At 71.9% G+C, this 19,299-nt stretch carries 13 protein-coding genes and 1 pseudogene; 8 read left to right on the top strand and 6 right to left on the bottom strand.

Annotated features, from left to right (window positions below; translation table 11 throughout):
• Nucleotides 1-183: 183 nt before the first annotated feature.
• The 5 genes from QC282_RS27480 to QC282_RS27500 are packed head-to-tail and all read right to left on the bottom strand — an operon-like array spanning nucleotide 184 to nucleotide 5,746.
• Nucleotides 184-1,494 carry a DUF58 domain-containing protein gene (locus tag QC282_RS27480; protein WP_279552268.1) on the bottom strand — a complete coding sequence of 437 codons (1,311 nt, stop codon included), beginning with the start codon at nucleotides 1,492-1,494 and terminating at the stop codon, nucleotides 184-186.
• Complete coding sequence (locus QC282_RS27485) at nucleotides 1,494-2,483, bottom strand: MoxR family ATPase (protein WP_279552301.1); 990 nt, start codon at nucleotides 2,481-2,483, stop codon at nucleotides 1,494-1,496. Before QC282_RS27485 ends, QC282_RS27480 begins: the two co-directional genes overlap by 1 nt.
• The gene (locus tag QC282_RS27490) at nucleotides 2,483-3,679 is read right to left on the bottom strand and encodes a DUF4350 domain-containing protein (RefSeq protein WP_279552269.1); all 1,197 of its coding nucleotides are present in this window, start codon (nucleotides 3,677-3,679) and stop codon (nucleotides 2,483-2,485) included. The genes QC282_RS27485 and QC282_RS27490 overlap by 1 nt, the downstream gene beginning before the upstream one ends.
• Entirely contained in the window at nucleotides 3,676-4,380 is a 705-nt protein-coding gene (locus QC282_RS27495) for a DUF4129 domain-containing protein (protein ID WP_279552302.1), read from the bottom strand. The genes QC282_RS27490 and QC282_RS27495 overlap by 4 nt, the downstream gene beginning before the upstream one ends.
• Before the next feature lie 37 nt (nucleotides 4,381-4,417).
• A complete protein-coding gene (locus tag QC282_RS27500) occupies nucleotides 4,418-5,746 on the bottom strand; it encodes a glycerophosphoryl diester phosphodiesterase membrane domain-containing protein (protein ID WP_279552270.1) in 1,329 nt (442 codons plus the stop codon).
• A 140-nt stretch (nucleotides 5,747-5,886) separates the two neighbouring features.
• Here QC282_RS27500 and mtnA point away from each other — a divergent pair, with 140 nt between their 5' ends.
• The 7 genes and pseudogenes from mtnA (at nucleotide 5,887) to QC282_RS27535 (ending at nucleotide 14,815) form a co-directional block, all read left to right on the top strand.
• Entirely contained in the window at nucleotides 5,887-7,029 is a 1,143-nt protein-coding gene (gene mtnA / locus QC282_RS27505; RefSeq protein ID WP_279552271.1) for an S-methyl-5-thioribose-1-phosphate isomerase, read from the top strand.
• A 4-nt stretch (nucleotides 7,030-7,033) separates the two neighbouring features.
• Nucleotides 7,034-7,723 carry a two-component system response regulator MtrA gene (gene mtrA / locus QC282_RS27510; protein WP_279552272.1) on the top strand — a complete coding sequence of 230 codons (690 nt, stop codon included), beginning with the start codon at nucleotides 7,034-7,036 and terminating at the stop codon, nucleotides 7,721-7,723.
• A 1-nt stretch (nucleotide 7,724) separates the two neighbouring features.
• A pseudogene (mtrB, locus tag QC282_RS27515) lies at nucleotides 7,725-9,704 on the top strand (MtrAB system histidine kinase MtrB); the annotation flags it as partial.
• 190 nt (nucleotides 9,705-9,894) lie between these two features.
• The gene (locus QC282_RS27520) at nucleotides 9,895-11,724 is read left to right on the top strand and encodes an LpqB family beta-propeller domain-containing protein (RefSeq protein WP_279552274.1); all 1,830 of its coding nucleotides are present in this window, start codon (nucleotides 9,895-9,897) and stop codon (nucleotides 11,722-11,724) included.
• Between the two features lie 145 nt (nucleotides 11,725-11,869).
• Nucleotides 11,870-12,859, top strand: coding sequence for a ComF family protein (locus QC282_RS27525; RefSeq protein ID WP_279552275.1), 990 nt, complete (start codon nucleotides 11,870-11,872; stop codon nucleotides 12,857-12,859).
• 311 nt (nucleotides 12,860-13,170) lie between these two features.
• Nucleotides 13,171-13,860 (top strand): ribosome-associated translation inhibitor RaiA, encoded by a 690-nt coding sequence (raiA, locus tag QC282_RS27530; RefSeq protein WP_279552276.1) that lies wholly within the window; start codon nucleotides 13,171-13,173, stop codon nucleotides 13,858-13,860.
• 208 nt (nucleotides 13,861-14,068) lie between these two features.
• A complete protein-coding gene (locus tag QC282_RS27535) occupies nucleotides 14,069-14,815 on the top strand; it encodes a response regulator transcription factor (protein WP_279552277.1) in 747 nt (248 codons plus the stop codon).
• Nucleotides 14,816-14,818: 3 nt separating this feature from the next.
• Here QC282_RS27535 and QC282_RS27540 read toward each other — a convergent pair whose 3' ends face one another.
• Entirely contained in the window at nucleotides 14,819-16,012 is a 1,194-nt protein-coding gene (locus QC282_RS27540; RefSeq protein ID WP_279552278.1) for a winged helix-turn-helix domain-containing protein, read from the bottom strand.
• Between the two features lie 400 nt (nucleotides 16,013-16,412).
• On the opposite strand from QC282_RS27540, the gene secA reads away from it, so the two are divergent.
• Entirely contained in the window at nucleotides 16,413-19,226 is a 2,814-nt protein-coding gene (gene secA, locus QC282_RS27545; protein WP_279552279.1) for a preprotein translocase subunit SecA, read from the top strand.
• Nucleotides 19,227-19,299: the final 73 nt, after the last annotated feature.

A 19,299-nucleotide genomic window follows, 5' to 3' on the forward strand; every position in this document is an offset into this window, starting at 1 on the left:
CCCGGAAGCTAAGCCTTACAGCGCCGATGGTACTGCAGGGGGGACCCTGTGGGAGAGTAGGACACCGCCGAACAATTTTTGAGAAAACCCCCGGCCGGGGATACCGGTCCGGGGGTTTTCTGCGTTTGGGGGGTATTCAGGAACGGCCTTTATCCTCGACCGTTCCTTTTTGCCCTTCCCTTTTTACAGGCGTCCCGCCGATTTCAGAGCCAGGTAGGCGTCCGCCAAGGCCGGTGCCAGGTCGTCCGGTGTCGCGTCGACGACCGTTACGCCGTGGCGGCGCAGTTGCTCCGCTGTGCGGTGGCGTTCCGACTGGGCCTGGGCGGCCGCCGCGGCCTCGTAGACGGCGTCCGTGGTGCCGCGCGCCTTGGCCATGCCGGCGATGTGCGGGTCCGCCACGGAAGCCAGCAGCACCGTATGGCGTTGCGTGAGCTGAGGGAGGACCGGGAGCAGGCCCTCCTCGATCGGTGCCGCGTCCAGAGTGGTCAGCAGGACGATCAGGGAGCGGCGCGGTGCCGTGCGGAGTGCGGTGGCGGTCAGGCCGCGGGCGTTTGTTTCGACGATCTCCGGTTCGAGCGTCGCCATGGCGTTGACCAGGGCCGGCAGGACATCGCCGGCCGCGCGGCCCTGGACGAGCGCGCGTACCCGGCGGTCGTAGGCCAGGAGGTCGACGCGGTCACCGGCGCGGGAGGCCAGGGCTGCCAGGAGCAGGGCCGCGTCCATGGAGGCGTCGAGGCGGGGGGCGTCGCCGACGCGGCCCGCCGAGGTGCGGCCGGTGTCGAGGACCAGGAGGATGTGGCGGTCGCGTTCTGGGCGCCAGGTGCGTACGGCGACGTTGGTCTGGCGGGCCGTGGCGCGCCAGTCGATGGAGCGGGTGTCGTCGCCGGGTACGTACTCGCGCAGGCTGTCGAACTCCGTGCCCTCGCCGCGGGTGAGGACGCTGGTGCGGCCGTCGAGTTCGCGCAGGCGGGCCAGCTTCGACGGCAGGTGCTTTCGGCTGGTGAACGGGGGCAGGACGCGTACCGTCCAGGGCACCCGGTGGCTGCCCTGGCGGGCGAAGAGACCCAGAGGGCCGTACGAGCGGATGGTGATCCGTTCCGCCTGGCGGTCGCCGCGGCGGGTGGGGCGCAGTCGGGTCGTGACGCGGCGGCGTTCGCCCGCGGGCACCTTCAGGCGGTGACGGGAGGCTTCCACTTCCGTGCCGGGCTGCCAGCTGCTCGGCGGCCAGGCGTCCCGGAGGTGGGCGCGCAGCGGTCGGCGGGACGGGTTGGTGACGGTGAGGGTGACGTCCGCCGTGTCGCCGAGGCGTACCGAGGTGGCGCCCGAGCGGGTCAGGCCCAGGCGGCGTACGGGGGCTGCCAGGGCGTAGTCGCAGGCGCAGGCGACCGCCAGGGGTGCGTTGACCGCGAGGATGCCCGTCCAGCTCGAGTCCCAGATGCCGACGGGGAGGGATCCGAGGGCCGCGAGGAGCGCGGTGCGTCCGGTGAGTGCCATCAGCGGGGGACGGGGACGTGGGTGAGGATCGCGTTGATGACGGAGTCGGCGGTCACGCCCTCCATCTCGGCCTCCGGGCGCAGCTGGACGCGGTGGCGGAGGGTGGGGAGGGCGAGGGCCTTCACGTCGTCGGGGATGACGTAGTCGCGGCCGGTCAGCCAGGCCCAGGCGCGGGCCGTCGAGAGCAGCGCGGTGGCTCCCCGGGGGGAGACGCCGAGGCTGAGGGACGGCGATTCGCGGGTGGCCCGGCAGATGTCGACCACGTAGGCGGTGATCTCGGGGGAGACCGTCGTCCCGGCGACCGCGGTGCGGGCCGCCTCCAGGTCGGCGGCGTTCGCGACGGGGCGTACGCCGGCGGCGCGCAGGTCGCGCGGATTGAAGCCCTGGGCGTGCCGGGTGAGGACGTCGATCTCGTCCTGGCGGGAGGGGAGAGGGATGGTCAGCTTGAGGAGGAAGCGGTCCAGCTGGGCCTCGGGGAGGGGATAGGTGCCCTCGTACTCGACGGGGTTCTGGGTCGCGGCGACCAGGAACGGCTCGGGGAGGGGGCGGGGGGTGCCGTCGACGGTGACCTGGCGTTCCTCCATGGCCTCCAGGAGGGACGACTGGGTCTTCGGGGGCGTGCGGTTGATCTCGTCGGCGAGGAGCAGGTTGGTGAAGACCGGGCCGGGCTGGAAGGAGAACTGGGCGGTGCGGGTGTCGTAGACCAGGGAGCCCGTCACGTCGCTGGGCATCAGGTCCGGGGTGAACTGGACGCGCTTGGTGTCCAGTTCGAGTGCCGAGGCGAGGGTGCGGACGAGGAGGGTCTTGGCGACGCCGGGGACGCCTTCGAGGAGGACGTGGCCGCGGCAGAGCAGGGCGACGACGAGGCCGGTCACGGCGGAGTCCTGGCCGACCACGGCTTTGGCGATCTCGGCGCGCAGGGCCTCCAGGGAGGCGCGGGCGGCGCCGGGGTCCCCGGTGTGCGCGGCGTTGTCAGTGGTCGGGTCCATCATGGACGGCGTACCTCTCTTTCGAGGGCGTCGAGTCGGTCGGCGAGGGCGATGAGTGCCGCGTCGTCGCTGGGCGGCGGGCCGAAGAGGAGGGTGTGCAGGGCCTGTCCGTCGCCGTGCAGGTGGGCGGACAGGGCGGGGAGCAGTGCTTCGGGCGTGTGCGCCTGGGCTACGGGGACGCCGGCGAGGGGGGCGAGGCGGGTGCGGGTGGTGGAGCGAAGAGCGGCGGCCGCGCTGTCGCGGGCGTTCGCCGTTCGGTAGAGGCGGGCGCGGCCTTCGACGGTTTCGGAGGCGCGGATCGCCACGGGGAGTTTCTCGGGCACGAGGGGGCCGAGTCGGCGTGCCCGCCAGAGCGCGGCCAGGGCTGCCGCGACGAAGAGTTGCAGCGTGCCCCAGAGCCAGCCGGAGGGGAGCAGGTCGAAGAAGCCGCGCTGCTCGTCGGGGTCGGCGGCCGAGGCGTCGGAGAGCGAGGGGAGGTACCAGACCAGATGGGGGCGGGAGCCGAGGAGTTGGAGGGCGAGCGAGGCGTTGCCCTCGTCGTCGAGGCGGTCGTTGAGGAGGATGTCGGGCGCGCCGAGGACGACGGTGTCGCCGCCGCCGGAGGCGTCCGGGAGGCGCAGCAGGGTGGCGAGGCGCCGGCTGGGGTAGCACTCGTCGGCGTCGAGGTGGGTGGTGGTGTAGCGGACGCCGCCGGTGTCGGCACTGCCGGCGCGGCGGGCGGCGGGCAGCGAGCAGTCCGGTTCGAGCGTGGAGTCGAAGCTGGTGGCGGGGGAGGCGGTGACGCCGGGCGCGAGCCGTTCGACGGCGCCGCCGCCGGGGGCGACGAGGACGGTGCGGCCGCCGGTGTCGGCGAAGGCCGAGCGCAGTCGCTTCTGTTGACGCTCGGTCAGCAGGTCGGGGGCGGCCACCAGAAGGGTGGTGTCGGGGCCGACGGCGTCACCGGCCTGGGCCAGGGTGGTGACCACGCGCGTGGAGACGCCGCGGTCGGCGAGGAGTTCGGCGACGGCGCGGCTGCCGCCGGGGTCGGCGGAGCGCGGGTCGAGCTCCCCGTGGTGGGCGTCGGAGCGGATCACGGCGAGCACGACGGCCGCCGCGAGCAGCAGCACCACGGCGAGGGCGATGCCCCGCGCGCGGGTCCACACCTGGCGGGCGGTGGGGGAGGCCGAGGTGGACGGAAGCGTGGCCTCGGTCGTCATCCGACGGCTCCCTGGCGGGCGTTGTGGTCCGTGCTGTGGGTGCTGGTGCTCGCCAGTGCCGGCTTGGTGCGGTCGAGGTCGCGGTCGAGGTCCGCGATCCGGTGGTACGACTGCTCGGTCCCCGCGCGTCCGCCGTACGTCACGTCGTCGAAGTCCCGGGCGGCGGCGCGCAGCTGGTCGGTGTGGGCGGGCAGGGCGAGGCCGGCGTCCGAGGCGGCCTCGTCGGCGGTGCGGCCCGGGCGGACGTCGAGGAGGGCGCGCTCTTCGAGGGCGCGGACGATGGCCCGCATGCGTTCCTGGACGGCCTGGTTCCAGTGGCCCTGGGCGGCGTGCGCCTCGGCTGCGGCGCGGTGCTCGGCGGCGCTGCGGGGGCGGTCGTCGAACAGGGCGGGAGCGGAGGCGGGCCGGCGGCGGGGTGTGCCGAGCCGCCACCACAGGGCGCCCAGGACGGCGAGGACGGCCACGATGACGACGAGCAGGCCGAGCGTGCCTCCCGGGGTGGCCGTCGAGGCGGCGCCGAAGAGGCGGTCGACCCACTCCCAGAACGCGTTCAGGGCGCGCTCGAACAGGCCGGGGTCGTTCTCGTGGTACATGCGCTTGGACAGCTCGCGCCGTGCCGCCTCCCGCGCGGGGTCGCGCGGGAGGGTGACGGGCGGCTCGTCGCCGGAGCGCAGCAGTGTTCCCGCGCCGGTGTGCGACAGCGCAGTTGTGAGAACTCCCCCCGTGGAACTCACCGCATCAGCTCCCCGGGGTCGCGTCGGAGCCGTAGCCCCGGACGCCGGCGGCGCGGCCCAGTTCGAGGTCGAGGGCTTCGCGGCGGATGCGCTGGTCGATGTAGAGGAGCACGGTCACGCCGGCGTTGATCGGGAAGGTGATCATCGAGCCGATCACGGCGCCGATGCCGCTGACGACGAGGAACGTCCAGCCGACGTCGCCACCGCTGTTGAGGAAGCCGGAGACGCCGTCCCCGCTGAGGGCGGCGGCGAGGAAGGTGAACGGGATGATCACGATGGACGCGACGACGTTCGCGATGAGCGTGGCGAGCAGCTGGATGCCGAAGACCCGCCACCAGGAGCCGCGGACCAGCTTGGCGGAGCGGCCCAGCGCCTTCTTGATGCCCTGCTTCTCCAGCATCAGGGCCGGGGAGGCCAGGGAGAAGCGGATCATCAGCCACAGCGCGACGACTCCGGCGCCGAGCATGCCGAGGATGGTCAGCGCGGCTCCCGCCTCGTCGCCGCCCGCGATGATGACGAGGATGCCGGGCAGCGCACCGGCCGCGACGACGCCCAGGGTGACGAGGAGCAGCAGGAGGATCAGGCCGAACAGCCTCGGTACCTGCGGGCGGGCGTCGCGCCACGCCTCGCCGATGGCGACCGGCCTGCCGAGTACCGCGCGGCTGGTGACGGTCGTGAGGAGGGCGGTGGCCAGGACGGTGCCGACGAGGGACACCAGGAAGACGACGCCGGTGTTGAGCATCGTGTCGCGCATGGCGCGGCCCAGTTCGCCGACGGTGGCGTCCGGGTCGCTGAGGGCGTCGGTGCTGGTGTTGTCCAGGGCGAGGCCCTGAAGCAGGACGACGATGATCTCGGTGAGGACGGCGACGGTCAGGGAGATGCCGAGGACGGTGCGCCAGTAGGTGCGCATGGTGGAGACGGCGCCGTCGAGGATCTCGCCCACGCCCAGCGGGCGCAGCGGGATCACGCCGGGCTTGGCCGCGGGCGGGGGGCCGCCCCAGCCGCTGCCCCAGGCGCCGTGGCCACCGGGGCCGCCGTATCCGCCCGGATGGCCGCCTGGGCCGCCGGGGGGCGGGGTTCCCCAGCCCGGAGCGTGCGGTGGGGGCGGCGGGGTCTGGCCGGGTGCCGCGGGGCCGGTGGGAGCGGACCACTGGGCCGGTGGCGGCTGTTCCTTCGACCACTTCGTGCCGGGGCCCTGCGGCTCCTGGCCGGGCTGGTCCGCGGGCTGCGCGGGGCCGGGCCGGTCGGCGGGTTCGGCGGGGCCGGACGCGCCGGGCTCCTGCCCCTCGGACGAGGTGGATCCGGGCGAGGCCCAGCCCGGAGTGTCGTTCATCGTGGCTCCTTCACGGTGCCCGTCCGCGGTCGCGGCGGCGGGTTGGCAGCCATCGTGCCATGGGGTGGTCATCGCGTGACCGGCAGCGGCATGAGCTGCATACCTTCAGTTGTCCGCGTCACAGGGGGCAGACTGGCGGCATGGCTGATCAGCACGCGCAATCAGGCGAGGACAAACGGCCGAACGACAAGCCCGCGATTCGCTGGGAGGAACCACCCGAAGGTCCCGTACTGGTCCTTCTCGACCAGACGAGGCTGCCGGCAGAGGAGGTCGAACTCGTCTGCACGGATGCGTCGGCCCTGGTCGACGCGATCCAGTCGCTCGCCGTGCGCGGGGCGCCGCTGCTCGGCATCGCGGGCGCGTACGGCGTCGCGCTCGCCGCCGCGCGCGGCTACGACGTGGGCGAGGCGGCGAACGTCCTGGCGGGTGCCCGCCCGACGGCGGTGAACCTGGCAGTCGGCGTGCGCCGGGCCCAGGCCGCTCACGAGGCCGCACTGGCGCGGGGCGGGAGCACCGGTCAGGCTGCCGAGGCGGCACTGGCTGCGGCGCGGCAGCTGCACGAGCAGGACGCCGAGGCCAGCGCCCGGATGGCGCAGCACGGCCTGGCGCTGTTGGACGAGCTGCTGCCGGCCGGCGGGCACCGGATCCTGACCCACTGCAACACCGGTTCGCTGGTGTCGGGCGGGGAGGGGACGGCGTTCGCGGTGGCGCTGGCGGCGCACCGGGCGGGGCGGCTCAGGCGGCTGTGGGTGGACGAAACACGCCCGTTGCTGCAAGGTGCTCGCCTGACGGCGTACGAGGCGGCCCGCAGTGGAATCGCGTACACGCTCCTCACGGACAACGCGGCGGGCTCCCTGTTCGCCGCCGGAGAGGTGGACGCGGTGCTCATCGGGGCGGACCGCATCGCGGCCGACGGGTCGGTGGCGAACAAGGTGGGGAGCTATCCGCTCGCGGTGCTCGCGCGGTACCACCACGTGCCGTTCATCGTGGTGGCGCCGGTGACGACGGTGGACTTGGGTACGCCCGACGGTGCGTCCATCGAGGTCGAACAGCGCCCCGGCTACGAGGTGACCGAGATCACAGCGCCCCAGGTGCCGGTGACAGGAGCGGGGGGCGGGATTCCGGTGGCGCCGCTGGGGACGCAGGCGTACAACCCGGCGTTCGACGTGACGCCTCCCGAGCTGGTGACCGCCATTGTCACGGAGGAGGGCGCCGTGTCGCCCGTGACGGCTGAGGCGCTAGCCGAGATGTGTGCCAGGTCACGCCAGGTAACGATTAGCTAATGGGATGATTGCGTTTATGAAGGGACGAGTCCTTGTCGTCGACGACGACACCGCACTTGCCGAGATGCTGGGCATCGTGCTGCGTGGTGAAGGTTTTGAGCCGTCTTTCGTAGCCGACGGCGACAAGGCGCTGGCCGCTTTCCGTGAGACCAAGCCCGATCTGGTGCTCCTGGACCTGATGCTGCCCGGCCGGGACGGCATCGAGGTGTGCCGCCTGATCAGGGCGGAGTCCGGGGTGCCGATCGTGATGCTCACGGCTAAGAGCGACACCGTCGATGTCGTGGTGGGCCTGGAGTCGGGCGCCGACGACTACATCGTGAAGCCGTTCAAGCCGAAGGAGCTGGTCGCCCGCATCCGGGCGCGGCTGCGGAGGTCGGAGGAGCCCGCTCCCGAGCAGCTCGCCATCGGTGACCTCGTCATCGACGTGGCCGGTCACTCCGTGAAGCGGGACGGGCAGTCGATCGCGCTGACGCCGCTGGAGTTCGACCTGCTGGTCGCGCTGGCGCGCAAGCCGTGGCAGGTGTTCACCCGGGAGGTCCTGCTGGAGCAGGTCTGGGGCTACCGGCACGCGGCGGACACCCGTCTGGTCAACGTCCATGTGCAGCGGCTGCGTTCCAAGGTGGAGAAGGACCCGGAGAAGCCGGAGATCGTGGTGACCGTCCGCGGTGTCGGGTACAAGGCAGGACCGAGCTGACATGTCCAAGGACAGTGCCGCTTCGGCGCCGGGCCGTTCCGGAGCCCGGGCGGAGCGGCCTGTCGGCCGGAAGGCGCCGGGTTCCCGCTGGGACCGCTTCCTGGAGGGTGGGCTGCTGCAGGGCGGGGTGCAGGGCAGCCCGGTCCTCCGTCTGCTGCTGCGCTGGATACGCCGGCCCCTGCTGCCGGTCGTGCGGCTGTGGCGGCGCAACATCCAGCTCAAGGTCGTCGTCACCACGCTGCTGATGTCGCTGGGCGTCGTCCTGCTGCTGGGCTTCGTCGTCATCGGGCAGGTCCGCAACGGTCTGCTGGACGCCAAGGTCAAGGCGTCGCAGAGCCAGGCCACCGGCGGTTTCGCGGTGGCCAAGCAGAAGGCGGACGAGGCCGCGAGCGGGCCCGCCGACGACGCGACCACCCCGGACGGCCGTTCCGCGCAGAACGTCATCCAGTGGATGAGCGACCTCGTCTATTCGCTGTCGAGCGGCGGCCAGGGCGCCTTCGACGTGGTGACCCTCCCGCCGTCCGGCGCGGAGAGCGACACCGGCGGACGCGGGCCCCGGGCCTCCGGCGGGGTGGACCCGACGGCGAGCGTGCCCGAGGAACTGCGAGAGCGGATCGACCGCAGCACGAGCGCCGCGCAGAGCTACACCCGCATCGTCTACAACCCCAACACCGGCAAGGAGTCCCAGCCGGCCCTGGTCATCGGCAAGCAGGTCAACGACCCGAACAGCGACCCGTACCAGCTGTACTACCTCTTCCCGCTCACCCAGGAGGAGAAGTCGCTCAGCCTGGTCAAGGGGACGCTCGCGACGGCCGGGCTGTTCGTCGTCGTGCTCCTCGGGGCGATCGCCTGGCTCGTGGTGCGGCAGGTCGTCACGCCCGTACGGATGGCGGCGAGCATCGCCGAGCGGCTGTCCGCCGGGCGGCTCCAGGAACGTATGAAGGTCACTGGCGAGGACGACATCGCGCGGCTCGGCGAGGCCTTCAACAAGATGGCGCAGAACCTGCAGTTGAAGATCAACCAGCTGGAGGACCTGTCGCGGATGCAGCGCCGGTTCGTCTCGGACGTGTCGCACGAGCTGCGTACGCCGCTGACGACCGTGCGGATGGCCGCCGACGTCATCCACGAGGCACGGGAAGACTTCGACCCGGTGACCGCGCGGTCGGCGGAACTGCTCGCCGACCAGCTGGACCGCTTCGAGTCGCTGCTCGCGGACCTGCTGGAGATCAGCCGCTTCGACGCGGGCGCCGCGGCTCTGGAGGCCGAGCCGATAGACCTGCGCGACGTCGTCCGCCGGGTGGTCAGCGGTGCCGAGCCGCTCGCCGAGCGCAAGGGCTCGCGGATCCGGGTCGTCGGCGATCAGCAGCCCGTCGTGGCCGAGGCCGACGCGCGGCGCGTGGAGCGCGTCCTGCGCAACCTCGTCGTCAACGCCGTCGAACACGGCGACGGCCGGGACGTGGTCGTGAAGCTGGCCGCCGCGGGCGGCGCGGTGGCCGTCGCGGTGCGCGACTACGGCGTCGGGCTCAAGCCAGGTGAGGCCACGCGCGTGTTCAGCCGCTTCTGGCGGGCCGACCCGGCACGCGCGCGTACCACGGGCGGTACGGGACTGGGGCTGTCCATCGCCCTGGAGGACGCGCGGCTGCACGGCGGCTGGCTGCAGGCGTGGGGCGAGCCCGGTGGCGGCTCGCAGTTCCGGCTGACACTGCCGAGGACCGCCGACGAACCGCTGCGGGGCTCCCCGATACCGCTGGAGCCGACGGACTCGCGGCGCAACCGCGGCCTCGACGACGCCGGTCTGCCCCGAGGCGGCGGGGACGGCGACACGGCCGCCACCGTGCCCGTGCGGCAGCCGGGGCAGCAGGGGACCACGGGTTCCGCCCGCGACCCGATCGGGCAGCGCCTGTCCGCCGCGGCGCCCACGGCCGATCCGACCGCGCTGCCCGGCAACGGCGCGCGCGTGGTGCCGCGGGCCGCGGCGGGGACCTCAGGCGTCTCGGGACCGTCGGACGACTCGGGCGTGGGCCCGCACGACGGGCCGGCCGAGTCGCCCTCCGGGGCCGTGAACGGCCAGGACGACGTACACCGGGAAGACACGCCCACGGCACGGAGCCAGGACGCGAGCCGGCCGGCCGGTGGGCCGCAGGACCTGCACAGGCAAGGGGAGGCAACTCGTGGGCGCTGACCGCGTGGGAGGCGGCCGTCGGCAGCCGGGACGCGCGGTGGCGTACGCCGTGTGCGGCGCCGTGCTGCTGTCGGGGTGTGCCTCCATGCCCGACAGCGGGGACCTGCGGGGCGTGGAGTCCACCCCGCGGCAGGACACGCAGGTGCGGGTGTTCGCCATGCCGCCGCACGAGAACGCGTCGCCGTCCGAGATCGTGCAGGGCTTCCTCGAGGCGCTGACCAGTGACGACCCGAACTACGAGACGGCCGGCAAGTACCTCACCGAGGAGGCCGCGCGCACCTGGCGCCCCGAGCTGTCCACGACGGTGCTGGCGGACGCGCCGGAGACCAGGGCCGAACCCGTGGGCGGCCGTGAGGACGGCGAGGAGTTCGCGTTCACGATGACCGGCACCAAGGTCGCCACGGTGGACGCCCAGCAGTCGTACGTGCCCGTCACCGGCTCCTACAGCAGGCCGGTGCACCTGACGAAGGACCGCGAGAGCGGGCAGTGGCGGATCGACGCGTTGCCGCAGGGCGTCGTGATGGGCAGGTCGGACTTCCAGCGCAACTACATGTCGGCCAACAAGTACTACTTCGCGTCGAACGCCGAGGCCGGGGAGGGCCGGCAGCCGTCGGCCGTCGCCGACCCCGTGTACGTGCGCCGGCGCGTGGATCCGATGACGCAGATGGCGCGCTCGCTGCTCAACGGGCCGACGAGCTGGCTCGGACCCGTGGCCAGGTCGAGCTTCCCGACGGGGACGGATCTGCGGAAGGACGCCCCCGCGCTGACGCCCGACGACCAGAACAAGGTGACCGTGCCGCTGAACGCCCGCGCGGCCCGGGTCGGCCCGGGCAAGTGCGACGAGATGGCCGCGCAGATGCTGTTCACGCTGCAGAACCTCACGCCGACCGTCGACGAGGTCGAACTGCGGTCGGGCGGGAAGCAGTTGTGCTCGCTGACCGAGGCGCGGGCCGAGGCGGTGGCCGCGCTGGGCTCGCTGCAGCACCCCGACTACCTGTACTTCGTCGACGACGACCACCGGCTGGTGCGGCTGCCCACCGGCGTCGGCGCCACCAGGGCCGAACCGGTGCCGGGCGCCCTCGGCGAGGGCAGCACCGCGCTGCGCACGGTGGCCGTCTCCCGCGACGAGCACACCGCGGCCGGGGTGAGCCTGGACGGCAAGACGCTGTACGTCGGGGCGCTCGTGTCGGGCGGTTCGCTCGGGGAGCCCGTGTTGCGCAGCCGGGGCAAGACCGAGGAGGACCGGCTGACGGCGCCGAGCTGGGACGCGCGGGGCGACCTGTGGGTGGCCGACCGTGATCCCGCGAAGCCCCGGCTGCTGCTGCTGGAGAAGGGCGCCGGCGAGCCGGTCGAGGTGGAGACGTCCGGCCTCGACGGGCGGATCCGGGCCGTTCGCGTGGCCGCCGACGGGGTGCGGATCGCGCTCGTCGTGGAGCAGGACGGCAAGCGGTCCCTGCTCATCGGGCGGATCGAACGGGGCGAGAAGTCGGACGAGCGGCCGGCGGTCACCGTCCTCGAACTGCGCTCCGCGACCCCCGAACTGGAGGAGGTCACGGCCATGTCGTGGGCCGGTGACAGCCGGCTCGTGGTGGTCGGGCGCGAGGAAGGCGGCGTGCAGCAGATGCGGTACGTCCAGAGCGACGGTTCCACGCCCGAGGGGCAGGCGCCCGCCGCGCTGACCGGCGTCGAGGAGATCGCCGCGTCCCAGGACGACCGGCTGCCGCTGGTGGCGAACTCGGAGGACGGGATCGTACGGCTGCCGTCGGGCGCCCAGTGGCAGAAGGTGACGGAGGGGACGGCGCCGGTCTATCCGGGGTGACGGGGGCGGGCCGCGGGGCCGCAAGCCGGTGACTGCCGCCCCGAGTTGACCCGGACCCGAGTCCGCGGACGGGCGGCCGGAGTTTTCCACAGGCGGTTGTCCACAGGGGTGGCCCGGTCTCGTCGGTCTTGGCACAGTGGTGGGCATGCGGGGGTGGTGGCAGGACCTCACCGACCTGGTGCTGCCGGCCGAGTGCGGAGGCTGCGGAATGCCTCGCACGGTGCTCTGCCCGGAGTGCCGTGCCGCCCTGAACGGGGCCGTACCGAGCCGGGTGCGACCGGTGCCGGAGCCGCCCGGGCTGCCGGTGGTGCACGCGGCGGCCCGGTACGCGGACGAGGTGCGGGCCGTGCTGCTGGCCCACAAGGAGCGCGGCGCGCTGACACTCGCAGGCCCGCTCGGTACGGCTCTGGCGGGAGCGGTGCGGGCGGGGCTGGAGGAGGGCCGGGACGCTGATCCGGGGGCCCCGGTGCTGCTCGTTCCGGTGCCGTCCGCCGGCGGGGTGGTGCGGGCGCGTGGGCACGACCCGGCGCGGCGGATCGCGCTCGCGGCGGCGGGCGGGCTGAGGCGGGCCGGGACGCCGGCGCGGGTGGCCGCCGTGCTGCGCCAGCGGCGTGCCGTGGCCGACCAGTCGGGGCTCACCTCCCGGCAGCGCATGGCGAATCTGGCGGGGGCGCTGACCGTCGTCGCCGGTGGCGCCGGGCTGCTCGCCGGTGGTCGGGTCGTGCTCGTCGACGACCTGATGACGACCGGCGCGTCCCTCGCGGAGGCGGCGCGAGCCGTGCGGGAGGCGGCGGGGCGGGCGGCCGCCGATCGCCGGGGCGGGCGCGACAGCGAGGCGGACCGAGACACTCACGCGTCTGATCCGTACAGGAGCCGGGGCGGGACGGTCCCGCCGCCCGGCTGGGGCGGGGCCGTCCCCCATGGGGAAACGGCCGAACCGGATCCGGGTGCTCAGTCGCCGGTGTACGCGCGGGTGAGAGGGGAAGGCAGTGAGGAACGGAAGCCGGGAGCGCAGGAGAGGACGTACGGGCCCTCTACGGGCCCGCGAATGACCGGGACGAACCGCGCCGGGAACGTGATCCGCGCGGCCGTGGTCGCGGCATCGCCAGATTCTTTCGAATTAAACCGGAACTGACTGAGAACTTGCATCGTTGCAGGTAATGACAGCGTCAATTCACCGGAACGGAGGTACGCGGCGGTAGAGGGTGACGACATCCGTCCGGGCGAGATATGTTCGGTTGTGAGGGAAAGCCGCAGGCCACACCTCCCATATCCGAATGCCGTGCCACGGGTTTTCCACATTCCTCCGTGCCGGTGGAGTGGAGATCTCGCCCATGGGGGAGGAGGTGGAAGTCACCAAGTCCGAGGTTCCGGTTTCCGCCGGAGCCTGGTGCGAAAGGGAGATGCTCCGCACCGCAGCGGAGCGATCCGGGAACGGAGTTCTGCGTGGACATCGTCGTCAAGGGCCGCAAGACCGAGGTGCCCGAGCGGTTCCGCAAGCACGTGGCCGAGAAGCTGAAGCTGGAGAAGATCCAGAAGCTCGATGGCAAGGTGATCAGCCTCGACGTCGAGGTGTCCAAGGAGCCCAACCCCCGACAGGCCGACCGCTCTGACCGAGTGGAGATCACGCTCCGCTCCCGCGGGCCGGTGATCAGGGCGGAGGCAGCGGCGAGCGACCCGTACGCGGCGCTCGACCTGGCGGCGGAGAAGCTGGACGCCCGGCTGCGCAAGCAGCACGACAAGCGGTACTCCCGGCGCGGCGCGCGCCGCCTCACGGCCGCTGAAGTCGCCGACCACGTCCCCGGCGCGGCCACCCTCAACGGAACCGGCGCAGGCCGGCCGGAGGAGCCCCAGGCCGTGCCCACCAAGAAGATCGGCTCGCTGGAAGTGCAGGGTGACGGCCCCCTGGTCGTCCGCGAGAAGACCCACGCCGCAGCACCGATGACCCTCGACCAGGCCCTCTACGAGATGGAGCTGGTCGGGCACGACTTCTACCTGTTCGTCGACTCCGACACCAAGGAGCCGGCTGTCGTCTACCGGCGGCACGCCTACGACTACGGCGTGATCCACCTCAGGACGGACACCATGATCACGCAGGCGCCCTCACCCGATGCGGGCGGTTCGCTCGGCGGCTGACATCGCGGGGCGACAACAGCGGGCGGTGCCCCTGGAGCGCGTGTGCGCCCCAAGGGGCACCGGTGTGCGCCCGTCGCGCGCCCCCCGCACTGTCATCGCAGTGGCGTCCGGGCATGGAATCATGGCGGCAACGGCCCAACCGGTGGGCGGTTGCCTTGGGTTGGCGATGGCTCAGGACCGCAGGCCGCAGCCTTCAGGGGGAGGAACGATGGCGGACAGCTTCGGACCGATGCGTACCGAGGACGCCGACGACAGCATGGTCGGCACGGGCCCGGACGAGGGCGCCTCACGCAAGGAGCCGATCAGAGTCCTGGTCGTGGACGACCACGCCCTGTTCCGCCGTGGTCTGGAGATCGTGCTCGCCGCCGAGGAGGACATCCAGGTCGTCGGTGAGGCGGGGGACGGCGCCGAGGCGGTCGAGAAGGCCGCGGATCTGCTGCCCGACATCGTCCTGATGGACGTACGGATGCCGAAGCGCGGCGGTATCGAGGCGTGCACCTCCATCAAGGAAGTCGCACCCAGCGCCAAGATCATCATGCTGACGATAAGCGATGAGGAAGCCGACCTCTACGACGCGATCAAGGCGGGCGCGACGGGTTATCTCCTGAAGGAGATCTCCACGGACGAGGTGGCCACCGCCATTCGCGCGGTGGCAGACGGGCAGTCGCAGATCAGCCCGTCCATGGCGTCGAAGCTGCTCACCGAGTTCAAGTCGATGATCCAGCGGACGGACGAGCGCAGGCTCGTGCCCGCGCCCCGGCTCACCGACCGTGAACTGGAGGTCCTGAAACTCGTCGCCACGGGGATGAACAACAGGGATATCGCCAAGGAGTTGTTCATCTCCGAGAACACCGTGAAGAACCACGTGCGCAACATCCTGGAGAAGCTTCAGCTGCATTCCAGGATGGAGGCCGTGGTGTACGCGATGCGGGAGAAGATCCTGGAGATCCGCTGAGGCTCAGGCGAGCAGCCGGGCGAGCTCCAGGGTGAGAGGCTCGCGCAGGTCCGGCGCGTCGACCCGTTCCACGCGCACGTCCGTGCAGTCCACCCAGCTCGCCGCCTCGACCAGGGCCTGCGCCACCCCGGGGACCGCCTTCGGGCCGTCCAGCGTGACCTGCCGGGCCACCAGCGTGCGTCCCTCGCGGGCCGGGTCCACCCGGCCGACGAGCCGGCCGCCGGCCAGGACCGGCATCGCGAAGTAGCCGTACACCCGCTTCGGCTTGGGGACGTAGGCCTCCAGGCGGTGGGTGAAGCCGAAGATCCGCTCCGTGCGCGCCCGTTCCCAGATGAGGGAGTCGAACGGGGACAGCAGCGTGGTGCGGTGCCGGCCGCGCGGAGCCGTCTCCAGGGCCGCCGGGTCGGCCCAGGCGGGCTTGCCCCAGCCCGCCACCGTGACCGGGACCAGACCCGAGTCCGCGATCACCGCCTCGACCTGCTCGCTCTTGAGGCGGTGGTAGTCGGCGATGTCCGCGCGCGTGCCGACGCCCAGGGCCTGGCCGGCCAGGCGGACCAGACGGCGCACGCACTCGGTGTCGTCCAGCTCGTCGTGCAGCAGGGCGGCCGGGACGGCGCGCTCGGCGAGGTCGTAGACCCGCTTCCAGCCGCGGCGCTCGACGCACACCACCTCGCCGTACATCAGGGCCCGCTCGACGGCGACCTTCGTGCCCGACCAGTCCCACCAGTCGTTGGTCTTCTTGGCGCCGCCCAACTCCGTGGCCGTCAGCGGGCCTTCGGCGCGGAGCTGCTTGATGACCTGGTCGTAGACGCCGTCCGGGAGCTCGTGGTGCCAGTGCGGGCGGTTGCGGTAGGCGCGGCGGCGGAAGGCGAAGTGGGGCCACTCCTCGACGGGCAGGATGCACGCCGCGTGCGACCAGTACTCGAAGGCGTGCGGCCCGTCCGGCGACGCGCCGTCCTGCCAGTAGGCGCGCTCGACCGTCTTGCGGCCGACGGCGCCCAGGCGCGCGTACGGGACGAGTTCGTGGGAGCGGGCGAGGACCGAGATCGTGTCGAGCTGCACCGCGCCGAGGTGCCGGAGCACTCCGCGGACCCCGGCGCGGCGGTCGGGGGCGCCGAGGAATCCCTGGGCCCGCAGGGCGATGCGGCGGGCGTCGTCTGCCGAGAGTTCCGTGCTGGGGCGCGGGAGGGTCGTCATGACTCCGCACGATACGAGGTGGCACTGACAGCGCGCCCCGAGCTGCGGAAACTCGTCGCGGAGTACGCGCGGGTGCAGGGGGACGCGGTGCCGTCGACGGCGGTCCCGGGCCGATCCGCCCGCACGGCGCGACGGGTTGCCACCGCTCCTCGCGGTGGGTGAGCGCATGATCACGTTTCGCGTACATCGCGTGCGGGGCGCGGCACCATCCGGGGGTCCCGGACGTTGTTCATCGTGAAGCCGCCAGATGAAGCAGACAAAAACAGACGCAAGGCACCTGACGGTCGTCGTCCCGCCAGGCCTCCCGGCGCGCCCGGGTCCTCGCATACGATGGCCGTTGCTCAGTACGTCAAACGGAAACCGACCGTCCCAGGCCCGACCGGCAAGGAGACCAACCCCCGTGTCCGTCCTCTCGAAGATCATGCGTGCAGGCGAAGGCAAGATCCTGCGCAAGCTGCACCGCATCGCGGACCAGGTCAACTCCATCGAAGAGGACTTCGTCGACCTCTCCGACGCCGAGCTGCGGGCCCTCACCGATGAGTACAAGCAGCGGTACGCGGACGGCGAGAGCCTGGACGACCTGCTGCCCGAGGCGTTCGCCACCGTCCGGGAGGCCGCCAAGCGCGTCCTCGGCCAGCGGCACTACGACGTGCAGCTGATGGGCGGCGCCGCCCTGCACATGGGCTACGTGGCCGAGATGAAGACCGGTGAGGGCAAGACGCTCGTCGGCACGCTGCCCGCGTACCTGAACGCGATCTCCGGCGACGGCGTGCACATCGTCACCGTCAACGACTACCTGGCCGAGCGCGACTCCGAGATGATGGGCCGCGTCCACAAGTTCCTGGGCCTGGACGTCGGCTGCATCCTCGCCAACATGACGCCGGCCCAGCGCCGCGAGCAGTACGGCTGCGACATCACGTACGGCACGAACAACGAGTTCGGCTTCGACTACCTGCGCGACAACATGGCGTGGTCCAAGGACGAGCTGGTCCAGCGAGGCCACAACTTCGCCATCGTCGACGAGGTCGACTCCATCCTCATCGACGAGGCCCGTACGCCGCTGATCATCTCCGGCCCGGCCGACCAGGCCACCAAGTGGTACGCCGACTTCGCGAAGCTGGTCACCCGCCTCAAGCGCGGTGAGGCCGGCAACCCCCTGAAGGGCATCGAGGAGACCGGCGACTACGACGTCGACGAGAAGAAGCGCACGGTCGCCATCCACGAGTCCGGCGTCGGCAAGGTCGAGGACTGGCTGGGCATCGACAACCTCTACGAGTCGGTGAACACCCCGCTCGTGGGTTACCTGAACAACGCCATCAAGGCCAAGGAACTCTTCAAGAAGGACAAGGACTACGTCGTCATCGACGGCGAAGTCATGATCGTCGACGAGCACACCGGCCGTATCCTCGCCGGCCGCCGCTACAACGAGGGCATGCACCAGGCGATCGAGGCGAAGGAAGGGGTGGAGATCAAGGACGAGAACCAGACGCTCGCCACGATCACCCTCCAGAACTTCTTCCGCCTCTACAACAAGCTCGCCGGCATGACCGGTACGGCGATGACCGAGGCCGCCGAGTTCCACCAGATCTACAAGCTCGGCGTGGTCCCGATCCCGACGAACCGGCCCATGGTCCGCAAGGACCAGTCGGACCTGATCTACCGCACCGAGGTCGCCAAGTTCGAGGCGGTCGTCGACGACATCGAGGAGAAGCACCGCAAGGGGCAGCCGATCCTCGTCGGCACCACCTCGGTCGAGAAGTCCGAGTACCTCTCGCAGCAGCTCAGCAAGCGCGGCATCCAGCACGAGGTGCTGAACGCCAAGCAGCACGACCGCGAGGCGCAGATCGTCGCCCAGGCCGGCCGCAAGGGCTCCGTGACGGTGGCCACCAACATGGCCGGCCGTGGTACGGACATCAAGCTCGGCGGCAACCCCGAGGACCTCGCCGAGGCGGAGCTGCGCCAGCGCGGCCTCGACCCCGAGGAGCACATCGAGGAGTGGGCGCACGCCCTGCCCGAGGCGCTCAAGCGGGCCGAGGCGGCCGTCAAGGCCGAGAAGGAAGAGGTCGAGAAGCTCGGCGGCCTCTACGTGCTGGGCACCGAGCGGCACGAGTCGCGGCGTATCGACAACCAGCTGCGCGGTCGTTCCGGCCGTCAGGGCGACCCGGGCGAGTCCCGCTTCTACCTGTCGCTCGGCGACGACCTGATGCGCCTGTTCAAGGCCCAGATGGTCGAGCGCGTGATGTCGATGGCGAACGTCCCCGACGACGTGCCGATCGAGAACAAGATGGTCACGCGCGCGATCGCGTCGGCCCAGTCGCAGGTCGAGACGCAGAACTTCGAGACCCGTAAGAACGTCCTGAAGTACGACGAGGTCCTCAACCGGCAGCGCGAGGTCATCTACGGCGAGCGCCGCCGCGTCCTGGAGGGCGAGGACCTGCACGAGCAGATCCAGCACTTCATGGACGACACGATCGACGCCTACGTCCAGGCGGAGACCGCCGAGGGCTTCCCGGAGGACTGGGACCTGGACCGGCTGTGGGGCGCCTTCAAGCAGCTCTACCCGGTGAAGGTCACCATCGAGGAGCTGGAGGAGGCGGCCGGCGACCGGGCGGGCCTCACCGCCGAGTTCATCGCCGAGTCCGTCAAGGACGACATCCACGACCAGTACCAGGCGCGTGAGGACCAGCTCGGCTCCGAGATCATGCGTGAGCTGGAGCGCCGGGTCGTGCTGTCGGTCCTGGACCGCAAGTGGCGCGAGCACCTCTACGAGATGGACTACCTCCAGGAGGGCATCGGCCTGCGCGCGATGGCTCAGAAGGACCCGCTGGTCGAGTACCAGCGCGAGGGCTTCGACATGTTCCAGGCCATGATGGACGGCATCAAGGAGGAGTCCGTCGGCTACCTGTTCAACCTGGAGGTCCAGGTCGAGCAGCAGGTCGAGGAGGTCCCGGTCGAGGACGCCCGTTCCGAGGAGCCGGCGCAGCAGGACGCGGTGCCGGCGCAGGCCGGCGGGCGCCCGGAGATCCGCGCCAAGGGCCTGGACGCGCCGCAGCGGCGGAACCTGCACTTCTCCGCGCCGACCGTCGACGGCGAGGGCGGCACCATCGAGGGCGACTTCGCCACGGACGACGAGCCGGTGCGTTCCCCGGCCGACGGCCTGACGCGGGCGGAGCGCCGCAAGCAGGCGAAGGGCGGCCGCCGCCGCAAGAAGTGACGGGCGCTCCGCGAGGAGCGAAACGTGGTGAAGGGCCGGGCGCTGTGAGGGCGCCCGGCCCTTCACCGTGCGC

This window comes from Streptomyces sp. DH24 (assembly GCF_029813775.1).
Lineage (GTDB): Bacteria > Actinomycetota > Actinomycetes > Streptomycetales > Streptomycetaceae > Streptomyces.

Excerpts from the sequence above, each read along its gene's own strand:
- QC282_RS27480 (WP_279552268.1), bottom strand. The coding sequence starts at position 1,494 with ATGGCACTCACCGGACGCACCGCGCTCCTCGCGGCCCTCGGATCCCTC.
- QC282_RS27485 (WP_279552301.1), bottom strand. The coding sequence starts at position 2,483 with ATGGACCCGACCACTGACAACGCCGCGCACACCGGGGACCCCGGCGCC.
- QC282_RS27490 (WP_279552269.1), bottom strand. The coding sequence starts at position 3,679 with ATGACGACCGAGGCCACGCTTCCGTCCACCTCGGCCTCCCCCACCGCC.
- QC282_RS27500 (WP_279552270.1), bottom strand. The coding sequence starts at position 5,746 with ATGAACGACACTCCGGGCTGGGCCTCGCCCGGATCCACCTCGTCCGAG.
- mtnA (WP_279552271.1), top strand. The coding sequence starts at position 5,887 with ATGGCTGATCAGCACGCGCAATCAGGCGAGGACAAACGGCCGAACGAC.
- mtrA (WP_279552272.1), top strand. The coding sequence starts at position 7,034 with ATGATTGCGTTTATGAAGGGACGAGTCCTTGTCGTCGACGACGACACC.
- QC282_RS27525 (WP_279552275.1), top strand. The coding sequence starts at position 11,870 with ATGCGGGGGTGGTGGCAGGACCTCACCGACCTGGTGCTGCCGGCCGAG.
- QC282_RS27535 (WP_279552277.1), top strand. The coding sequence starts at position 14,069 with ATGGCGGACAGCTTCGGACCGATGCGTACCGAGGACGCCGACGACAGC.
- QC282_RS27540 (WP_279552278.1), bottom strand. The coding sequence starts at position 16,012 with ATGACGACCCTCCCGCGCCCCAGCACGGAACTCTCGGCAGACGACGCC.